The 17,686-nt window shown below is 75.9% G+C and carries 16 protein-coding genes and 1 riboswitch; of the genes, 9 read left to right on the top strand and 7 right to left on the bottom strand.

Annotated elements, in window-relative coordinates:
• Positions 1–3: 3 nt before the first annotated feature.
• The gene (locus ONA70_RS13050; RefSeq protein ID WP_265006666.1) at positions 4–600 is read right to left on the bottom strand and encodes a TetR/AcrR family transcriptional regulator; all 597 of its coding nucleotides are present in this window, start codon (positions 598–600) and stop codon (positions 4–6) included.
• Between the two features lie 132 nt (positions 601–732).
• On the opposite strand from ONA70_RS13050, the gene ONA70_RS13045 reads away from it, so the two are divergent.
• On the top strand, positions 733–2,160 hold the full coding sequence (locus ONA70_RS13045; protein WP_265006665.1) for an MFS transporter: 1,428 nt from the start codon (positions 733–735) through the stop codon (positions 2,158–2,160).
• A 97-nt stretch (positions 2,161–2,257) separates the two neighbouring features.
• Here the strand turns inward: ONA70_RS13045 and ONA70_RS13040 are convergent, their stop codons facing one another.
• Both ONA70_RS13040 and ONA70_RS13035 read right to left on the bottom strand, forming a co-directional pair.
• The gene (locus ONA70_RS13040) at positions 2,258–2,503 is read right to left on the bottom strand and encodes a hypothetical protein (protein WP_265006664.1); all 246 of its coding nucleotides are present in this window, start codon (positions 2,501–2,503) and stop codon (positions 2,258–2,260) included.
• Between the two features lie 95 nt (positions 2,504–2,598).
• Complete coding sequence (locus ONA70_RS13035) at positions 2,599–2,913, bottom strand: DMT family transporter (RefSeq protein WP_265006663.1); 315 nt, start codon at positions 2,911–2,913, stop codon at positions 2,599–2,601.
• A gap of 53 nt (positions 2,914–2,966) precedes the next feature.
• A riboswitch (guanidine-III (ykkC-III) riboswitch) is annotated at positions 2,967–3,031 on the bottom strand.
• A gap of 92 nt (positions 3,032–3,123) precedes the next feature.
• On the opposite strand from ONA70_RS13035, the gene ONA70_RS13030 reads away from it, so the two are divergent.
• From ONA70_RS13030 to pspM, 7 genes are all read left to right on the top strand, one after another.
• Positions 3,124–4,047 (top strand): ornithine cyclodeaminase family protein, encoded by a 924-nt coding sequence (locus ONA70_RS13030; protein WP_265006662.1) that lies wholly within the window; start codon positions 3,124–3,126, stop codon positions 4,045–4,047.
• Between the two features lie 50 nt (positions 4,048–4,097).
• Positions 4,098–5,597 carry a 30S ribosomal protein S12 methylthiotransferase RimO gene (gene rimO, locus ONA70_RS13025; protein WP_265006661.1) on the top strand — a complete coding sequence of 500 codons (1,500 nt, stop codon included), beginning with the start codon at positions 4,098–4,100 and terminating at the stop codon, positions 5,595–5,597.
• Between the two features lie 47 nt (positions 5,598–5,644).
• On the top strand, positions 5,645–6,226 hold the full coding sequence (gene pgsA / locus ONA70_RS13020; RefSeq protein ID WP_265006660.1) for a CDP-diacylglycerol--glycerol-3-phosphate 3-phosphatidyltransferase: 582 nt from the start codon (positions 5,645–5,647) through the stop codon (positions 6,224–6,226).
• Between the two features lie 69 nt (positions 6,227–6,295).
• On the top strand, positions 6,296–6,877 hold the full coding sequence (locus ONA70_RS13015) for a CinA family protein (RefSeq protein ID WP_265006659.1): 582 nt from the start codon (positions 6,296–6,298) through the stop codon (positions 6,875–6,877).
• A 226-nt stretch (positions 6,878–7,103) separates the two neighbouring features.
• A complete protein-coding gene (locus ONA70_RS13010; protein ID WP_265006658.1) occupies positions 7,104–7,553 on the top strand; it encodes a helix-turn-helix domain-containing protein in 450 nt (149 codons plus the stop codon).
• Between the two features lie 173 nt (positions 7,554–7,726).
• Positions 7,727–8,587 (top strand): PspA/IM30 family protein, encoded by an 861-nt coding sequence (locus tag ONA70_RS13005; RefSeq protein WP_265006657.1) that lies wholly within the window; start codon positions 7,727–7,729, stop codon positions 8,585–8,587.
• A gap of 16 nt (positions 8,588–8,603) precedes the next feature.
• On the top strand, positions 8,604–9,383 hold the full coding sequence (gene pspM, locus ONA70_RS13000; RefSeq protein ID WP_265006656.1) for a phage shock envelope stress response protein PspM: 780 nt from the start codon (positions 8,604–8,606) through the stop codon (positions 9,381–9,383).
• Positions 9,384–9,417: 34 nt separating this feature from the next.
• Here the strand turns inward: pspM and ONA70_RS12995 are convergent, their stop codons facing one another.
• The 3 genes from ONA70_RS12995 to ONA70_RS12985 form a co-directional block, all read right to left on the bottom strand.
• The gene (locus ONA70_RS12995; RefSeq protein WP_265006655.1) at positions 9,418–13,029 is read right to left on the bottom strand and encodes a hypothetical protein; all 3,612 of its coding nucleotides are present in this window, start codon (positions 13,027–13,029) and stop codon (positions 9,418–9,420) included.
• Positions 13,030–13,213: 184 nt separating this feature from the next.
• Entirely contained in the window at positions 13,214–14,056 is an 843-nt protein-coding gene (locus ONA70_RS12990) for a DNA-formamidopyrimidine glycosylase family protein (protein WP_265006654.1), read from the bottom strand.
• Between the two features lie 92 nt (positions 14,057–14,148).
• Positions 14,149–14,934 (bottom strand): SAM hydrolase/SAM-dependent halogenase family protein, encoded by a 786-nt coding sequence (locus tag ONA70_RS12985; RefSeq protein WP_265006653.1) that lies wholly within the window; start codon positions 14,932–14,934, stop codon positions 14,149–14,151.
• Positions 14,935–15,130: 196 nt separating this feature from the next.
• Here ONA70_RS12985 and ONA70_RS12980 point away from each other — a divergent pair, with 196 nt between their 5' ends.
• Positions 15,131–15,679: a hypothetical protein gene (locus tag ONA70_RS12980; RefSeq protein ID WP_265006652.1), complete on the top strand. Its 549-nt coding sequence runs from the start codon at positions 15,131–15,133 to the stop codon at positions 15,677–15,679.
• Positions 15,680–15,739: 60 nt separating this feature from the next.
• Here ONA70_RS12980 and ONA70_RS12975 read toward each other — a convergent pair.
• Positions 15,740–17,686, bottom strand: a 1,947-nt coding sequence (locus ONA70_RS12975) for an Lhr family helicase (RefSeq protein ID WP_454557355.1), incomplete at its 5' end; no start/stop codon positions are given.

Genomic DNA, 17,686 nt, shown 5'->3' with positions numbered 1-17,686 from the left:
GGGTCACCCGGCCGGTGGCGCGTACGCGGCCTGCAGGGTCGCGTCGATGACGCGGGCCGCGTCCGGTTCGGCGAGGCGCCCCTCGGCGATTTCGTCCGCCGCCGCGTGCACCACGGTGTGGACGAGCGCGACCATCCAGGTCGCGGGCAGGTCGGTGCGGAACACGCCCTCGGCCCGGCCACGCTCGATCAGGCCGGCGATGCGGCGCATCGGCCCCTCGTGCGCGGCCCGGATGCGGGCGGGCGGCAGTGACCGTTGCGCGGCGTCGAGCAGGTGCCGGAACTGGTCGACGATCTGCCAGCTCGATGCGACGAGGCGGCTGAGGGCTGCCCGGGGGTCGCCGGTCAGGTCCACCGCCTCCAACGCCCGGTCCGCCCGATCCAGGGTGCGGGCGAACAGTTGGTCGATGAGGTCCTCGCGGGACGAGAAGTGGCCGTAGAGCGTCACCCGGCCGACCCCGGCGCGCCGCGCGATCTCGGCGATGTTGGCGTCCGGATTCCTGACCAGGCACTCCAGTGCCGCGTCGAGGATCGCGGCGATGTTCCGCTGCGCGTCCGCGCGCTTGCCCCGCGGCCCGACGGCGTCGGTTGTCCGGTCCATCACATCCCCCTTTGTTGAACACCGGTGTTCAGGTTACCGTGAGCCGGTAAGTCGTACACGCATGTTCAATTTACCTGGCCGGACGGGACGACCTTGCCCGGCCTGCCCACCGTCCGGTACGGGAGCCACCACATGAACGCCCACGTCACATCGCCACCGCACACCGTCACGCCGGCCCAGCCCTTCCCGCGCCGGTGGCGGGCGCTGGCGCTGCTCAGCCTCGCCCAGTTCATGCTCATCCTCGACGTCACCGTGGTCACCATCGCGCTGCCGAGCATCGGTACCGACCTCGGTCTCGACCGCGCGGCACTGACCTGGGTCGTCGCCGCGTACACCCTGGTCTTCGGCGGTCTGATGCTCCTCGGTGGGCGTGCCGCCGACCTGTTCCACGCCCGCCGGACCGTCCTCGCCGGCCTGGCGCTCTTCACCGCGTCGTCGCTGGTGGCGGGGCTGTCGGTCAACGCCGCGATGCTCATCGGCGGCCGGATCGGTCAGGGCGTCGGCGCCGCGCTGCTCTCTCCCGCCGCGCTCTCCCTGGTCACGGCGCTGTTCCACGGCGCGGAACGGCACCGGGCGCTGGGCGTCTGGGGCGCCCTGGGCGGCACCGGCGCGGCCGTCGGTGTGCTGCTCGGTGGCCTGCTCACCGCCGGCCCGGGCTGGAAATGGATCTTCTACGTCAACGTGCCGATCGGGCTCGCCGTGCTCGCCCTGCTGCCCGTCGTCGTGCCGGGGCCGGGCCCACGCGGCGCGGATCGGAAGCTGGACCTGCCCGGGGCGCTCACCGTCACGCTCGCCACCGCGGCGGCGCTCTACGCGCTGATCAACGCCGGAGACCACGGCTGGACCGCCGGGTCCACTCTCGGCCCGCTTGCGGTCGCCGCGGCGCTCTACGCGGCTTTCGTGGTGATCGAACGGGCCGTCCGGGCGCCGCTGGTGGACCTCGCCATCCTCGCCCGCCGCCGGGTCGCCGCGGGTGCGTTCCTGATGCTGGTGGCGACCGGGCTGTTGATCGCGAGCTTCTTCCTCGGGTCGTTCTATCTGCAGCAGGTGCGCGGACACGGCGCGCTGACCACCGGGCTGCTCTTCCTGCCGGTCGCGCTCGGCACCATCGTCGGCGCCCACGGGGCCAGCCACGGGGTCGGCCACCTCGGTCCCCGGGCGACGGCCGCCGTGGGACTCGCGATCGCCGCGCTGGGAGCCGCGTTCCCCGCCCTGGGGCCGGCGTCCGGGTCGGTGGTCATCGGGATCAGCGTCGCCGCGGCCGGGCTGGGGGCAACCTTCGTGGCGGCCACCACCACCGCGCTCGCCGACGTGGCACCCGGGGCGGCCGGGCTCACCTCGGGCATCGTCAACACCTTCCACGAACTCGGCGGTTCGGTCGGCGTGGCGGTCGTCTCCACGGTCGCCGCCGCGAGTCTGGCCTCCGGTGGCGTGGTGGCCACCGGGTTCACGCACGCCTTCGGCTTCAGCGCGGTCGCGGCTGCCCTGGCCGCGCTGGTGGCGCTGGTCCTGGTGCCGGCCGGCCGACCACCGGCCAATGCGCCGGTGCGCCTGCACTAGCCGCCAGGCCTCGGGCGGCGCCGACCGCGCCGCCGGGAAGAGAACCGCGACGAGGGCCCTGCCGGAGCGCCGGCGGGCCCTCGGGGCGTACGGGCGGTCAGGAGTTCAGGATGGCGTAGCTGATGATCATGCCGAGGATGGCGCCGACCACGCTGGCGGCGGCGGCGTACCAGCCCAGCGGCTTGTCGCCGAGCACCGCGCCGACGATGCCGAGCACCAGCCCGACCAGGCCGAACAGTGGCGGCAGGAAGAAGATCGCGATGACGGCGAAGACGAACGCGAGAATCGTGCAGATGCGCGCGGCATTGCTGCGCGGGCGGGCGGTGGCGTGGATGTCGGCCATGGTGTCCTCCGTTGGGTGAGCCCTCGGCTGGGTGAGGGCTGACTACCCGCCACGCACCCGCCATCAAACCGGACGGCGGTGCCGCTTCCGGGCCGTCAGTGGAAGACCTTGAGCCCGACCACGCCGGCGACCACGAGCGACAGGCACCCGATCCGGGGGAGGGTGGCCGGCTCGTGCAGCGCGAGCATGCCGACCAGCGCGGTGCCGACCGCGCCGATGCCGACCCAGACCACGTAACCGGTGCCGACTGGGATGTCGCGCAGCGCGTACGCCAGGCCGGCCATGCTCGCCACCAGCGAGACGGCGAAGACGGTGGAGGGGAGGGGGCGGCTGAAGCCGGCGCTGCGGTCGAGGGCGATAGCCCACACGGTCTCCAGCAGTCCGGAGAGCACCAGCACGATCCAGGCCATGACGGTCACCTCTGACGGGGTGGGCCCGGCCGGGCGGCCGGGACGGGCGGTCACACGGGGCGTCTTGGCCTGACCGGGTACGCCCACCACTCGTCCGGGGCGGCAGAGCCGCCGATGCCGAGGCTAGCACCGCCGCCGGGGGGACCCGCGCGGTGAGAAAGGCCACCATCGCTGGAGTTCACGCGAACTTCAGGTTGCACGATGGTGGTCATGACCGCGCTCTTCGCCGACGAGGACGTCGCCGCCGCCGTGGACGCCCCGCTCACCGTCGCCGCCATGCGGGACGCCCTGCTGGCCGCGTACGAGGGCCGGCTGATCGCCCCGCCCCGGGCGTCCGCCCCGCTCGGCGGCGGCCGGATGGTGCTCACCGCCGGCCACCTCGTCGGCGAGTGGTACGGCTTCCGGTCGTACGACACCTTCGGGCACCCGGAGAGCGGGCAACTGGTCGTGCTGCACGACGCCCGGACCGGTGCGGTACGCGCCATCGCGGTCGGCGAGGAACTGGGCTCCCGGCGTACCGGGGGACTGGGCGGGGTGGCCATCGACGCCCTGGCCCGCCCGGACGCGGGCACCCTCGGCGTGGTCGGCTCCGGTCGGCAGGCGTGGACCCAGGTCTGGGCCGCCGCCGCGGTCCGCCCGCTGCGCGAGGTGACCGTGCACAGCCGCTCGGCGGCCCGCCGGGAGGCGTTCGCCGCCCGGGTCCGCGCCGAGCTGGGCGTGCCCGCCCGCGCGGTCGGCTCGGCCGCCGAGGCGGTCCGGCACCGGGACGTGGTGGTGCTCGCCACCACCAGCACCACCCCGGTGCTCGACGCGGCCGACCTCGCCCCGGGCACCCACGTCAACACCGTCGGTTTCAAGCAGGTCAATCGGCACGAGTTCGGCCCCGACCTGCTGGACGCCGCCGAGGTGCTGGTCACCGACTCGCCGGCGCAGGCCGCCGCGTACGCCCCGCCGATGCTGGCCGCCGTCGAGCCGTACGCCGGTCGGCTGCGCGAGCTGGGCGCGGTGCTGGCGGGCGCGGTCCCCGGCCGGACCGCCGCGGACCAGATCTCGGTCTTCTGCTCCACCGGCCTGGCCGGCACCGAGGTCTTCCTGCTCGACCGCCTGGCCCGCGTGGGCGCGACCACCCCCTGACGCGGCCCGGGCGGCCGTCGTGGGTTCCCGGCGCGGCCCGGTACCCTCGGATGGTGTCTGCCACCTCCTCTTCTCACGCCGACGGCCGTCGGGTCGCGCTGCTGACTCTGGGCTGTGCCCGTAACGAGGTCGACTCGGAGGAGTTGGCCGCCCGGCTGCACGCCGACGGCTGGCAGGTGACCACCGACGGCGAGGGCGCCGACGTGGTGGTCGTGAACACCTGCGGCTTCGTGGAGAAGGCCAAGCAGGACTCGATCCAGACGCTGCTCGCCGCCGCCGACACCGGTGCGAAGGTGGTCGCCGCCGGCTGCATGGCCGAGCGGTACGGCCGTGAGCTGGCCGACAGCCTGCCCGAGGCGCAGGCGGTGCTGAGCTTCGACGACTACCCGGACATCTCCGCGCGGCTGAACGCGGTCGTCGCCGGCGAGGCGATCGACGCGCACACCCCGCGGGACCGTCGTGAGCTGCTGCCGCTCACCCCGGTGAAGCGGCGGGAGGCGGCGGTGTCCCTGCCCGGGCACGGCACCCCGACCCGGGTGGCCGCCGAGACCGACGCGCACACCCCGGCGCACCTGCGGCAGGTGCTGCGGCACCGGCTCGACACCGGACCGGTCGCCTCGCTCAAGCTGGCCAGCGGCTGCGACCGGCGCTGCGCGTTCTGCGCCATCCCGGCGTTCCGTGGGGCGTTCGTCTCGCGTACGCCGGACGAGCTGCTCGCCGAGGCGGAGTGGCTGGCCAAGACCGGCGTCCGCGAGCTGGTGCTGGTCAGCGAGAACTCCACCTCGTACGGCAAGGACCTGGGTGACCCTCGCGCGCTGGAGAAGCTGCTGCCGCAGCTCGCCGCCATCGACGGGATCGTCCGGGTCCGGGCCAGCTACCTGCAGCCCGCCGAGACCCGGCCCGGCCTGGTCGAGGTGATCGCCACGACGCCCGGTGTGGCACCGTACTTCGACCTGTCCTTCCAGCACTCCAGCGAGCCGGTGCTGCGCCGGATGCGCCGGTTCGGCTCCACCGACCGCTTCCTGGAGCTGCTCGCCTCCGCCCGGGCCCTGGCCCCGGAGGCGGGCGCGCGCAGCAACTTCATCGTCGGCTTCCCCGGCGAGACCCGGCAGGACGTCAACGAGCTGGTCCGGTTCCTGACCGAGGCGCGGCTGGACGCGATCGGCGTGTTCGACTACAGCGACGAGGACGGCACCGAGGCCGCCGGCCTGCCCGGCAAGGTCAGCGCCGCCACCATCAAGCGGCGGTACGACAAGCTCGCCGCGCTCGCCGACGAGCTCTGCTCGCAGCGGGCCGAGGAGCGGCTCGGCTCGACGGTCGAGGTGCTGGTCGACTCGGTCACCGACGGCGTGGTCGAGGGGCGGGCGGCCCACCAGGCGCCCGAGGTCGACGGTTCGACCACCCTGGTCGCGCCGGCGGACGGCGGGGTCGACCTGGCCGCGCTGCGCCCCGGCGATCTGGTCCGCGCCACGGTCACCGCGACCGAGGGTGTCGACCTGGTCGCGGTGCCGGATGAGATGATCTCGGCGGCGCCCGGCGCGGCACGGTGACGACGGGCCCGGACGGAGCGGGGGAGCCACGTGGTGCGGTGCCGGACATGACCGGGGCGGAGTCGACGGTGGCGGCCCGGGTACCCCTGCTCAACGCGGCGAACGTGCTGACCGCGGTACGGCTGGTGCTGGTGCCGGTGTTCGCCGTCACGGTGGTCGCCTCCGGGATGATCCACGCCGGCTGGCAGCTGGCCGCCTGCCTGATCTTCGTGGTCGCCTCGGTCACCGACCTGGTGGACGGCTGGATCGCCCGCCGGTTCTCGCTGGTCACCGCGCTGGGCAAGGTCGCCGATCCGATCGCCGACAAGGCGCTCACCGGCGCCGCGCTCGTGCTGCTCTCCGTCTACGACCGGCTGCCCTGGTGGGTGACCGCGGTGATCCTCGCCCGTGAGCTGGGCATCACCGCACTGCGGTTCTGGGTCATCCGGCACGGCGTCATCGCCGCCAGCCGGGGCGGCAAGATCAAGACAGCCCTCCAGATCCTCGCCATCACCTGGTACCTCTTGCCGATGCCCGCCGCGCTGGCCGTGGTCGGCCCGTGGATCATGGGGGCGGCGGTGGTGGTCACCGTGGTCACCGGTTTCGATTACATCGTCCAGGCCCTCCGGCTGCGCCGCCCCACCCCCTGACGCGACCCGCTCGGAGCTCCGGCTGGAAGGATGAGTAGGCCGGGGGCGGCCGGGGAAGGGGTGTTGACCATGGGGATGGACGCGACGCACGAGCGGGTCGACGCGAGCCGGGCCGCCTTCGTGGTGCACAGCCTGCACGAACGGCACGAGACCCTGGCGACGGTGGAGTCGCTGACCGGCGGGGCGCTGGCCAACTCGATCGTGGAGATCGCCGGGGTGAGCGGCATCTACCGGGGCGGTCTGGTGGTCTACGCCACCGAGCTGAAGTCGGAGCTGGCCGGCGTACCCGAGGACCTGCTCGCGGAGCGCGGGCCGGTCGATCCGGACGTGGCCGCCGCGCTCGCCGAGGGCGGCCGCCGCCGCTGCCGCGCCGACTGGGGCCTGGCCACCACCGGCGTGGCCGGACCGGAACCGCAGGACGGCAAGCCGGTCGGCCTGGTGTACGTCGCCGCCGCCGGCTCCGAGGGCACCACGGTCCGCCGGCTGGACCTGGACGGTGGCCGGGACCACATCCGCAGCGCCGCGGTGATCGAGGCGCTGCGGTTGCTCGCCGACCGGATCGCGGCCGCGAGCGGGGGGCCCGAGGCGGCGGACCCGACCGTGACCGGTCCGCTCGACGCCGCCGACCCGGCCGGGGCCGGCCGACGGTGAACCCGGTCCCGACACGCCCGACCGCGGGCGCGCCGCCCGTCCGGCCCGGCACGGTTCCGGTGGCCGGAACCGCGCAATTCGAGGGCTGGGGCGGGATGTCGGCGGGCCCCGCAACGGGTACGGTTGCGGGAAGGCTCCGGCGGCCGACGCCGGCGTCGGGGGCGGCCGACTGCGTCCGGCGCGGTACGGTCGGCCGGAGATGGTGTTCCCGTGAGGGGGAGGTGCGATGGTCCTGCTACGCCGGGTGATCGGTGACGCTCTGCGGGCACGCCGGCAGGGGCAGCACCGCACCCTCCGCGAGGTCTCCTCCGCCGCCAACGTGAGCCTCGGCTACCTCTCCGAGATCGAGCGCGGCCAGAAGGAGCCGTCCAGCGAGCTGCTGGCCGCGATCTGCGACGCGCTCGGCGCCCGCCTGTCCGAGTTGCTCCGCGAGGTCAGCGACACGGTCGCCCTGGCCGAGCAGATGCCGGACGTGCTGGTGCCGGTGCCCGACGAGCCGGTCCAGCCGGCCCGGGTGTCTCCGCCCGCGGTCCGCAAGGCGACCAACCGGGGTGTCCGCCAGGTCGCCTCCGACGGGTCGGTGGCGGTCCAGGTCCGGCAGGACGGGCCGCTCAAGGCGACGCTGCGCAGCACCCGGGTCCGCCCCGCCGACCGGGACGTGGTCTGCGCCGCCTGATCCCGGATCACGACGTGGTTCGTGGTGGCGAGCGCCGCGTACGGTTGACCAGGGTCGTCCAGGTGCCACGCCGGCGTACGCCTGAGACGATGGAGGCACGGCTCGCGACCCACCGGTCGACCCCGCCCGGCCCGGTCGAGGCGACGCGACGCTACTGAGGGGGCAACGCGGAGATGGCGAACCCGTTCGTCAAGGGTTGGAAATACCTGATGGCGCTCTTCGGCGCGAAGCTCGACGAGCACGCCGACCCGAAGGTGCAGATCCAGCAGGCCATCGAGGAGGCCCAGCGGCAGCACCAGGCGCTGGTCCAGCAGGCGGCCGCGGTGATCGGCAACCAGCGCCAGCTCGAGATGAAGCTGTCCCGGCAGATGACCGAGGTCGAGCAGCTCCAGGCGAACGCCCGGCAGGCGCTGGTGCTGGCCGACCAGGCCCGCGGTCGGGGTGACGAGGCCGAGGCGGGCCGGTACGAGCAGTCCGCGCAACTCCTCGCCACCCAGCTGGTCTCCGCCGAGCAGGCCACCGAGGACCTCAAGACCCTGCACGACCAGGCGCTCGGCGCGGCGGCCCAGGCGCGCAAGGCGGTCGAGAACAACTCGATGATCCTCCAGCAGAAGCTGGCCGAGCGCACCAAGCTGCTCAGCCAGCTGGAGCAGGCCAAGATGCAGGAGAGCGTGGCCCGCTCGCTGGAGTCGATGTCCTCGCTCACCGCCCCCGGCAGCACCCCGTCGCTGAACGAGGTCCGGGACCGCATCGAGCGCCGGTACGCCGACGCGATGGGCCGGGCCGAGCTGGCCGGCAACTCGGTCGAGGGCCGGATGCTGGAGATCCAGAAGGCGACGCTCGACTCCGCCGGATCGGCGAGACTGGAGCAGATCCGGTCGAGCATGGCCGGCGAGCAGCTCGCCGGCCGTCAGGAGCGGCCCGGCGTGGGGCAGCCCCAGCCGGCTGCCGACCCGGCGGCCGCCGCCCGGCTCGACGAGATCCGGGCCAGCCTGGGTCGGGAGCGCGGCGCCGGGGAGAGCACCACCAGCTGAGACGCGGGGAGGCACGATGGCGGACGAGCGGGCGCGACACTTCCGTCGACTGCGCCGGCTGCGGCGCTCCGCACGCCGGTGGAGCGTCCTGGCCGGCGGGCTCGGCGGGGCGGCAGCGGTGCTGACCCCGTACGCCGGGCTCGGTCTGCCGGACGCGGTCTGGGCCGGCGCCGCGGGCAGCGCCATCGCGGTGGCCGCCTGGCGCTGGGCCGACCTGCGGGCCCTCGCCGCCGTGCCGGCGCCGCCGGCCCTCGACCCGGCCGAGGCCGCCGCCCGCTCCCGCGCCCGGCTGGTCGCCGCGGTGGAACGGCTCCCCGTCGGCCCGGGCGTGCTGGCCGAGGTACGCCGGGTCCGGTCCCGCCTGGCGCTGCGCGGCACCGGCGCGGCGCAGGCCTGGGCCCGGCTGGACCGGGCGTCGCTGACCCTGGCCGGGATGGCCGGCCGGCTGGACGGGCTGGCCGAGCCGGCGGTCCGCGAGGCGGACGAGGCCGACCGGTCCCTGCGCGAGCTCGCCGCCCGGGTGGCCAGCGTGGAACGCGCCCTCCGGCTCGCCCCGGCCGAGGCCCGCGCGGCGCTCACCGAGGCGCACGGCGCGCTGGCCGCCCAGCTGGACAGCGGGGTGGCCGCGTACGAGCGGCTGGTGGTGGCCGCCGCCGGTTACCTCGCCGAGGACGCCCGGCCGACCACCGAGCACCCGGCCGCCGCCCGCCTCACCGAGGCCACGGACCTCCTCCACGGCGTCGCCTCCGCCCTCGCCGAACTCCGCACCCCCCACGCCCCCCTCCACACCCCCTGACTCCCGCGGGCCGCCCCCGAACCGCCGGCGGTCGTCAGGGCGGGGTGGTGACCGCGATCGGGGCGGTCCAGGGGGAGGTGCCGACCACGTTGTACGCGCGGATCCGGTAGTGGTAGGTGGCGCCCCGGGCCAGGCCGGTGTTGGTGAATCCCCGGCCGGTGACGGTGAAGTTCTCCACCCCCCGGGTGAACCCCGGATCGGTCGCCCGTTGCACCACGAAGCCGGAGCCCGCGCCGGTCGGGATCCCGGCCGCCCAGCTCACGATCACCAGGGCGGTGTCCGGCGCGGGCGCGCTCGCGCTGGCGCTGACCGCCGTCGGGACCCCCGGCTGGGGCGGGGTGGTCACCGTGGCCACTGTGGACCAGGCTGAGGCCGCGCCCAGGTACGTGGTGCGTACCCGGTAGTAGTACGTGGTGTCCGGGGCGACCGCCGGGTCGACGTGGGCGTCGCCGACCGTGACGGCGGTGGTCCCCGGGCCGCTGGTGAACGTCGGGTTGGTCGCCCGCTGCACGTCCACCCCGGTGGCGAACGAGCGGTTCGCCCAGCGCAGCGCGACCCGCAGCGGCGCGGCCGGCGGCACCGCGGCGGTCAGCTTCGCCGGGGCGGTGAGCCGCACCGCGGCGGGGATGCTGTTCGACCAGGCCGAGCAGCTCACCGCGTTCTCCGCCCGGATCCGGTAGTGGTAGGTGATCCCGGGGATCACCGTCGCATCGGTGTACCGGGTGGCGGTGGCCGCCACGGTGATCTCGGTGAGTCCGCTGGTGAAGCCGGCGTCGGTGGCCCGTTGCAGCAGGTGGCTGGTGGCCGGCGGGCGGCTGCCGTTGCCCGTCCAGGCCAGCGCGATGGCCGGCAGCGCGGTGGCCGAGCCGGGCGCCGGGGTGGCGGTCAGCCCGGTCGGCGCCCGGGGCGCGACGCGGAGCACCAGCGGCCGGATCATGCCCTGGTCGCGCAGCCCCGCCGCCCGGGTCTGCCAGCGGTACTCCCAGCCCAGGTTGACCAGCTGGTTGACCACCGTCGCCGGCCGCCCGTCGACCGGGCTGACCGGGCTGGCGTCGAGCCGTACGCCGGCCGGCCGGGCCGGGTCGAGCAGGCGGACGCTGTCGCCGATCTTGAAGGGCAGGCTGGGCGGGATCGGGCGCAGCGCCACGATCAGGTCCTCCCGCGGGTTCACCCGGACGGTCTCCTTCCAGCCCAGCTCGCCGGGGTCAGGCGGGCGGATCGCGCCGTCCCAGCCGACCCGGTTGACCAGCTGCAGGTCGCAGCCCTCGACGTGGACGGGGTGGGTGGTCGGCGCGTCCCCCACGATCCGCCAGAGCTGGGTGCCGTCGGTGGGCCCGCCGACCGGCGCGGTGGGGTCGGCCACGTACAGCACCTCGGTGGCCGGGTCGACCGGCCCGAGCGGCAGGGTGCCCGGGGTGATCGGCCCGGCGAGCGGGTGACCGACGCCGAGCCGGCCCACCGCCCGGCCGTGCCGGGGCTCGAAGACCTGGCCCACCGACTTGACGGCGAGCGGCAGGGTCACCGGGGCGACCGCCCCGGCCGGGGTGAAGGTGACCGAGGTGGCGTGGGCCGGCACCAGGGTCTCCCGGGGCGTACGGGTGCCGAACGCCGCGTCGTACGCCGGCTGCGGCACGATCGGCGGCCGCTGGCTCTCCGCGTAGGCGCCGGGGAGGCGGGCGGCCAGCCGGTCCCGGTCGTACGGCGCGGCCGGGGTGCCGGCCACCCGGAACTGGAGCAGGGTTCGGGTGTTCGGGCCGTACCCGGGCCGGGCGGGGGGCAGCCCGCCGGTCGCGGTGCGGTCCGGGGCGTCGGTGTGGTGGTCGTAGCGGGGGTCGAGCCGGGGCAGCGGGGCCGGGCAGTCGTTGTAGAGGATCAGGTTGCTGCCCGGGGGGACGGTGGCGAAGTCCACCACGACGTCGGCCCGTTCCCCGGGGGCGAGCAGCAGGGTCTGCCCGTCCACGTTGAGCACGGCCGGGTCCTGCCGGTCGTACCGGAAGCCGATCGGGCGGTTGACCAGCACCACCGGGGCGGGCAGCAGGCCGGCCTCGTTGCCGATCTGGATCAGGTCCGGGCCGGCGGCGCGCGGGTCGGGCACCCCGCCCTCGCGCCCGTCGGTGGGCCAGTACGCCGGCCGCCCGGCCGCGCGTACCGCCTCGACCATCGGCACCTCGCCGGCCTCCGGCTCGCCGGCGGCGCCGTCCGTGGTCCACATCGGTTCGTCCGAGCAGGCCCGGTAGAGCTGGAGGTTGAGGCTGCGGTCCGCGCAGGCGTTGAGGATCCGGAACCGGTACGCCCGCGGCTCCACCTCCAGGTACGGGTAGGCCACCCCGTTGACCAGCGGGGTGTCCCCGTACGCCGCGGGCACCGCCGACGGGTGCGGTACGCCCGGCGCGAGCGGCGGCTCGTCCGGCTCGGTGACCGGGTCGTGGTGCGGGTTCGGCACCGGGGCCACCCAGGGGCTGGCGCCGCCGTCCGGGTCGTGCGTCCACGGGCCGTAGTCCCAGCGGCCGGTGGGGTTGCCGCCGGTGCTCCGGTAGGGGTTCTGCCGGGGCTGGTAGACGTGCGGGTGCCAGAGGTTGCCCTTGGCGCCCCAGCGGTCCCGGTCCCAGGTCGGGTCCTGTGCGGCGAGCTGGGCGTCGTCCGGCACGAAGGTCTTGTCCTGGATCACCAGCGGGAGCTGGTCGGCCGGCAGCACCGCGTCCTCGACCAGCCGCTCCTCGGCCGGATCGGTCAGCAGATAGAGCGCGAGCTGCCCGGCGTAGACGGTGAGCCGGGACAGGCCGAGGGTGTTGTCGTGCAGCCACATCAGCCGCCCGCTCTGGTCGTTCGGGAAGTAGAGCGTGGTGGCCCCGGCGCCCGGCGGCGGCATGTCCGGCACCGGCGTCACCCCCACCCCGACCGGGTACGGGGTGATCTCGCCCGCCGGGGTGACCCACTGCCACGGATTGCCGGCGCTGATCCAGGCGGTCTGTGCCCCGGCCAGGTGCGGCACCGCCCGGTTCTGCGGGTACGGCGCCGGGCCGTCCAGCGGTCCGATGCCGGCGCCGTCGAGGGTCTCGTCGACCGGCAGGAAGAGTTCGCCGGCCCGTCCGGTGGGGAGCTGGTTGATGAACTTGACCCGGACCGGTCGCCCCCGCCGGGCCATGATCACCGGCCCGAGGTACCACGGCCGGTCCGGGGGGCTGACCGTGTTGTGCCCGGCGGGGCCGGTGCCGAGGTTGAGCTGGCGGTAGCCGCGCAGCCGGGTGGCCGGCAGGTCCCGGTGCAGCCGCTGGGTGTACTCCTGCAGGCCGATCTCGTAGTAGTCGCAGCCCGGCCAGGTGATGATGTCGGGCACGGCCACCGGCAGCCGGGCGCCGAGCCCGGGGGTGGGGAGTGGGCCGGGCAGCGGCAGCGCGTCGACGAACTTGCGGATGCCGGTGCCGGGCACCGGATGGCCGTCCGGGTCCGGCGCCGGCAGCGGTGACCCGGCGAAGTTCGGCACCGGGCCGAAGCAGCGCGGCACGGCCGCCGGGTCGAGGCTGGTGGGCACCGGCCCGGCCGCCTCCTCGGCCGTCCGGGCGACGGGCACGGTCGGCGCGTGGTCCTCGGTGGTCCGGGCGGCACGGTCCGCCCAGCCCGGCCGGAATCTGCGGAACAGGGCCATGGCTCCCCCCGGGATCGGCGCGCGCCGGCCGCCACCCCCCGGGGTTGCGGGCGTGCGCGCTGCTGACGATCAGCGAGCACTCCACCGCAGCATGCGACGCCGGCCGGCGGGAGGGAAGTACCCAATCGTCCGTATCTTGGGGGGATCTTGCCGGTTCGTGGAAGTTCCACGGACCGGCCCGCTGTCAGCGGCGCTCCGGCTGGCAGGCCGGGCACCAGTAGGTGACCCGGTCGCCCAGTTCCTCCTTGCGAACGGCGGTGCCGCAGCGCCGGCAGGGCTGGGCCTGGCGGCCGTACACGTAGCTGGTCTGCCCCCGGTGCAGCGAGCCGGTGGTGCTCTGCGTCCAGCGGCCCCGGTTGGCGGCCAGCAGCCGGTGCGCGAGGGCGACGGTGCCGGCCAGGTCGGGCACCGCGCGGACCGGCGTCCACGGGGAGATCCCGCGCAGGAAGAGCACCTCGCACTTGTAGAGATTGCCCACGCCGGCCAGGTTGCGCTGGTCCAGCAGCGCCTCGCCGATGGTCTGGTCCGGGTGGGCGGCGAGCCGGCGGACCGCCTCGTCCGGGTCCCAGTCCGGGCCGAGCAGGTCCGGCCCGAGGTGGCCGACCAGCGACTCCTCCTCGGCGGTCGGGATCAGCGCCAGCTCGTGCAGGTGGTAGCCGACCGCGACCGCGCCGGGGGAGCGGAGCACCACCCGGATCAGGTGCGCGGGACGTCCGGCCCAGCGCTCGCCCGGGGCGTACGCCCGCCAGGCGCCGTCCATCCGCAGGTGCGAGTGCAGCGTCCAGTCCCGCCCGGCCGCGTCGGGGCGGGCGGCGGCCGCCCCGGCCGGCGGCCCGGCGGCCTCGGGCGGGGCGGTGAGCCGGAGCAGCAGGTGCTTGCCCCGGCTGGCCGATTCGCGCACGGTCCAGCCGGCCAGGTCGGTCGCCGCGAGCTGCGGTACCCGGAAGTCCGAGCCGGTGAGCCGGGAGCCGGCCAGGGCGCGCTGGAGGACGCGGGCGGTGTTCCAGACGGTGTCGCCTTCGGGCACCTGTCCATCCTCTCTCCCGAGCTCCCCCGGATCTCCTGGCGACCCGCCGCCGGATCCGCGGACGACGTCGCCGTTCGGCCGGCGGTGCGCGCTCAGGAGCCGTCGACCGGCACGACCTCCCCCGGGCGTACGCCGAGCCGGTCGACCGCCCGGCCGGTGTTGACCGCGACGGCGACCAGGCCGGCGGAGTCCGGGTACACCACCAGTTCCCCAACGGCGGCGTCGCCGAAGGTGCGCCCGCGCACCGCCGTCCGGCCGGCCACCCGGACCTGTTCCGGAAGCCCGTCGAGGAGGCCGGCCGGGGCGGCGAGCTGGACGTTGCCGAAGTGGTCCACGGTGAGCACCTCGGCGGCGAACCCGTCGTCGGTGCGGCGGACCACCGGCGTGGGCAGGCGGACCAGCGCCGCCGGATCCACTGCCGGGCCGGCCTCGGCGAGCGGTACGCCGAGCGCGAGCCGGGCCGCGACCGGCGCGAAGACGTCCCGGCCGTGGAAGGTGCGGGAGACCGTAGGTGTCAGCCACGCCGGGTTGGTCAGCTCGACCGCGGCCGTGATCCCGCCGAGCGCCGTGGCGGCGTCGAGCAGCAGCCCGTTGTCCGGCCCGACGAGCAGCCCGCCCGGGCTGGCGAGGCCGATTCCCCGGCGGCTGGTGCCGACGCCCGGGTCGACCACCGCCACGTGCACCCCCTCCGGGAGGTACGGCACGGCCTGCGCGAGCACCGCCGCACCCCGGCGGACGTCCGCCGGCGGAACCAGGTGGGTCACGTCGATCACCCGGGCGGCCGGGGCGAGCCGGGCGAGGACGCCGTGGCAGGCCGCCACGAACCCGTCGGCGAGACCGTAGTCGGTGGTCAGCGAGATCCAGGTGGTCCGGGCCATGCCGGAAGGCTATCGGCCGACCCGCCGGCCGCTCTCCCACCTCCACGGCCGGTGGGCGCTGCTCCCCGGGACCGAGGAGACCGGCGGCGAGGGAGCGCCGTGGTTCGGCTCCGGTGGGTGAACCGGACACCACGGAGCGGCATCGGTGGCCGACCGGCCGGTGCCGGCCCGGCCCGCCGTTCGGCACACTGCCGAAGTGACGAACCGCCTCCGCCTCCTGTCGGCCGCCGCCACCGTCCTCATCGCCCTCGGGCTGACCGCCTGTGGCAAGGACTCCGGCGAGAAGGACCGCGGCGCCTCGGCGGACGGCCGGTCCGAGGCGCCGGCCACCAGCGCGGCCACGCCGGGCGAGGCGCCGGCCACCGCCGGGCCGGGGCGCCCGAAGGCCCGCCCGACCGAGAGCCCGTCCACCCCGCCGTTCACCATGCCGACCAAGCCCGCCGGCACGCCGTCCGCCCGGAAGGTGGTCGACGCGTTCAAGGCCGCCGGGCTGGCGGTGCCGAACATCCGGGACCGGTCCACGGACTGCGGGCCGGACGGCCTCGGCATCGGCTGCGCCCAGCTGATCGCCACGGACGCCGTCTCGGTGTACGTCTTCCCGGACGAGGCGAGCGCCAGCAACCAGACCGAGGTCTGGGGGACGGACTCCTACCGCAAGGGCGCGGTGGTGCTCAACTACCTCGGCACGAAGACCTCCGCCACCGAGCGGAAGCGTTACGACGGGGTGCTCGCCAAGCTCGCCTGAATCGGGGTCAGCCGGCGTTCCCACCGCAGCCCGTCGCGGAGCGGGATGCCGTCGGCGGCGTCAGCCGCGGAGGCGTAGGCCGCGGGGGGTGGCACGGAAGCCGGCGGCGGTGAGCGCGTCGCGCAGCGGCGAGGAGCGCACCGCCTCGCCGTCGGCGCGTTCCACCGAGATCGCGCCGAGCGCTCCCGAGTGCACCGCGTCGGCCAGCGCCTTGCCGGCGGCCGCGAGGGCGTCGGTGTCGTCGGTGAAGGACAGGATGGTCCGGCCGCCGCGTTCCACGTAGAGCACCAGGTCACCGCCGACCAGGACGACCAGCGCCCCGGCCTTGCGCCCGGCCCGGTGCCCGGTCGCCGGGGCCGCCCCGTCGCCCGAGTCGACCACCCGTTCCGGCCAGGGCAGCGCCGCGCCGTACGGGTTGGCCGGATCGGTGGCGGCGAGCACCACGGTGGGGCCGGTGCCCCGCCCCCGGCCCTCGTCGGCCGGGTCGGCCAGGGCACGGAGCCGGTCGACCGCCCCGGGCACCGCGAACTGGGCCGCGCCCAGCCCCTCGACGAAGTAGCCGCGCCGGGCCGCCCCGCGTTCCTCCAGTGCGGACAGCACCGGGTAGACGGCGGCGAAGCCGCCGGGCACCTGCTCGGCCATGACCGCGCCCCGGGTGACCACGCCGTGCCGCTCGAGCAGCAGGTCGGCGAGGGCGGCGGCCCGGCGGGTCGGGTCGAGGTCCCGCTCGGGCAGCCGGGACCAGCGTCCGGCCACGGTGGGTGGCCCGCCCCGGCTGGGCAGCGCCACCCGGCCGGGCCGGCGGTAGCGGGTACGCGGGGCGGACGGCCGGGCGCGGTGGGCCCCACCGCCGCCGAGCACGGCCCGCAGCGGGGCGAGGGTGTCGTTGGTCAGGTGCCCGGCCCAGACCAGGTCCCAGACGGCGGCGGCCAGGGCGGTGTCGTCGGTGGAGCCGACCCGGTCGGACAGCGAGCGGAAGAAGAGCGCCTGCCCGTCGTCGAGCGCCGCCAGCACGGCCTCGTGCAGCGGGGTCAGCGCCAGCGCCTCGTCCGGCGGCGGCAGCAGCAGCGGCGCGCTGTCGGCGTACGCCACGGTGACCCAGCCGTCCCCGCCGGAGATCGCCCCGGACCCGGCCCAGACCACCTCACCGCTGGCGCAGAGCTCGTCGAGCTGGGCGGGGGAGTAGTCGGCCACCCGGGCGGACAGCACCAGCCGTTCCAGGGCGGACGCGGGCACCGCGAGGCCCTGCAACTGCTCCAGCGTGGCCGCGAGCGCCTCCACGCCCCGGGCCGACGAGCCGACCTGCTGCCAGCGGGGCAGGAACCCGGCGAGCGCCCGCGGCGGCACCGGCTCGATCTCCCGGCGCAGCGCGGCCAGGGAACGGCGGCGCAGCAGGCGCAGCACCTCGGCGTCGCACCACTGGGTGCCGACGCTGTCCGGGGCGAACTCGCCGGAGACCACCCGCCCGGTGGCGGCGAGCCGGCGCAGCGCCTGCTCGACCACGAACACCCCGAGCCCGAACCGGGCGGCGCAGGTGGCTGCCGCGAACGGGCCGTGGGTCTTCGCGTACCGGGCGACCAGGTCGCCGAGCGGGTCGGCCACCGGCGCCAGGTACGCCTCGGCCACCCCGACCGGCAGCGCCACGCCGAGCGCGTCGCGCAGCCGGGCCGCGTCCTCCACGACCACCCAGCGCTCCTCACCGGCGATGCGGACCCGCAGCACCCGCCGGGCCGCCGCCAGCTCGGTCAACCACGCCCCCGGTACGCCCCGCTCGGCCAGTTCGGCCTCGCTCAGGTCGCCGACCACCCGGAGCAGCTCGACCACGTCCTCCGCGTCGCGGGGCCGGCGCTGCTCGGTCGACCAGCGCAGCTGCCGCTCGGTCTCGGCGAGCACCGCCGGGTCGAGCAGCTCCCGCAGGTCGACCCGGCCGAGCAGCTCGCCGAGCAGGGCCGAGTCGAGGGCCAGGGCGGCGGCCCGCCGCTCGGCCAGGGGCGCGTCGCCCTCGTA

Origin of the sequence: Micromonospora yasonensis (assembly GCF_026013475.1) — a bacterium.
In the GTDB taxonomy this organism is placed as follows: domain Bacteria; phylum Actinomycetota; class Actinomycetes; order Mycobacteriales; family Micromonosporaceae; genus Micromonospora; species Micromonospora yasonensis.
The sequence above is the reverse complement of the archived record's forward strand: the minus strand, read 5'-3'. Positions and strand labels throughout refer to the sequence as shown.

Bases quoted from the DNA above. Each gene is read 5' to 3' on its own strand.
- ONA70_RS13035 (WP_265006663.1), bottom strand. From the start codon at position 2,913: ATGGCCTGGATCGTGCTGGTGCTCTCCGGACTGCTGGAGACCGTGTGG.
- ONA70_RS13005 (WP_265006657.1), top strand. From the start codon at position 7,727: ATGGCGAACCCGTTCGTCAAGGGTTGGAAATACCTGATGGCGCTCTTC.
- pgsA (WP_265006660.1), top strand. From the start codon at position 5,645: ATGACCGGGGCGGAGTCGACGGTGGCGGCCCGGGTACCCCTGCTCAAC.
- ONA70_RS13040 (WP_265006664.1), bottom strand. From the start codon at position 2,503: ATGGCCGACATCCACGCCACCGCCCGCCCGCGCAGCAATGCCGCGCGC.
- rimO (WP_265006661.1), top strand. From the start codon at position 4,098: ATGGTGTCTGCCACCTCCTCTTCTCACGCCGACGGCCGTCGGGTCGCG.
- ONA70_RS13010 (WP_265006658.1), top strand. From the start codon at position 7,104: ATGGTCCTGCTACGCCGGGTGATCGGTGACGCTCTGCGGGCACGCCGG.
- ONA70_RS13030 (WP_265006662.1), top strand. From the start codon at position 3,124: ATGACCGCGCTCTTCGCCGACGAGGACGTCGCCGCCGCCGTGGACGCC.
- pspM (WP_265006656.1), top strand. From the start codon at position 8,604: ATGGCGGACGAGCGGGCGCGACACTTCCGTCGACTGCGCCGGCTGCGG.
- ONA70_RS13045 (WP_265006665.1), top strand. From the start codon at position 733: ATGAACGCCCACGTCACATCGCCACCGCACACCGTCACGCCGGCCCAG.
- ONA70_RS12985 (WP_265006653.1), bottom strand. From the start codon at position 14,934: ATGGCCCGGACCACCTGGATCTCGCTGACCACCGACTACGGTCTCGCC.
- ONA70_RS13050 (WP_265006666.1), bottom strand. From the start codon at position 600: ATGGACCGGACAACCGACGCCGTCGGGCCGCGGGGCAAGCGCGCGGAC.
- ONA70_RS12995 (WP_265006655.1), bottom strand. From the start codon at position 13,029: ATGGCCCTGTTCCGCAGATTCCGGCCGGGCTGGGCGGACCGTGCCGCC.
- ONA70_RS13015 (WP_265006659.1), top strand. From the start codon at position 6,296: ATGGGGATGGACGCGACGCACGAGCGGGTCGACGCGAGCCGGGCCGCC.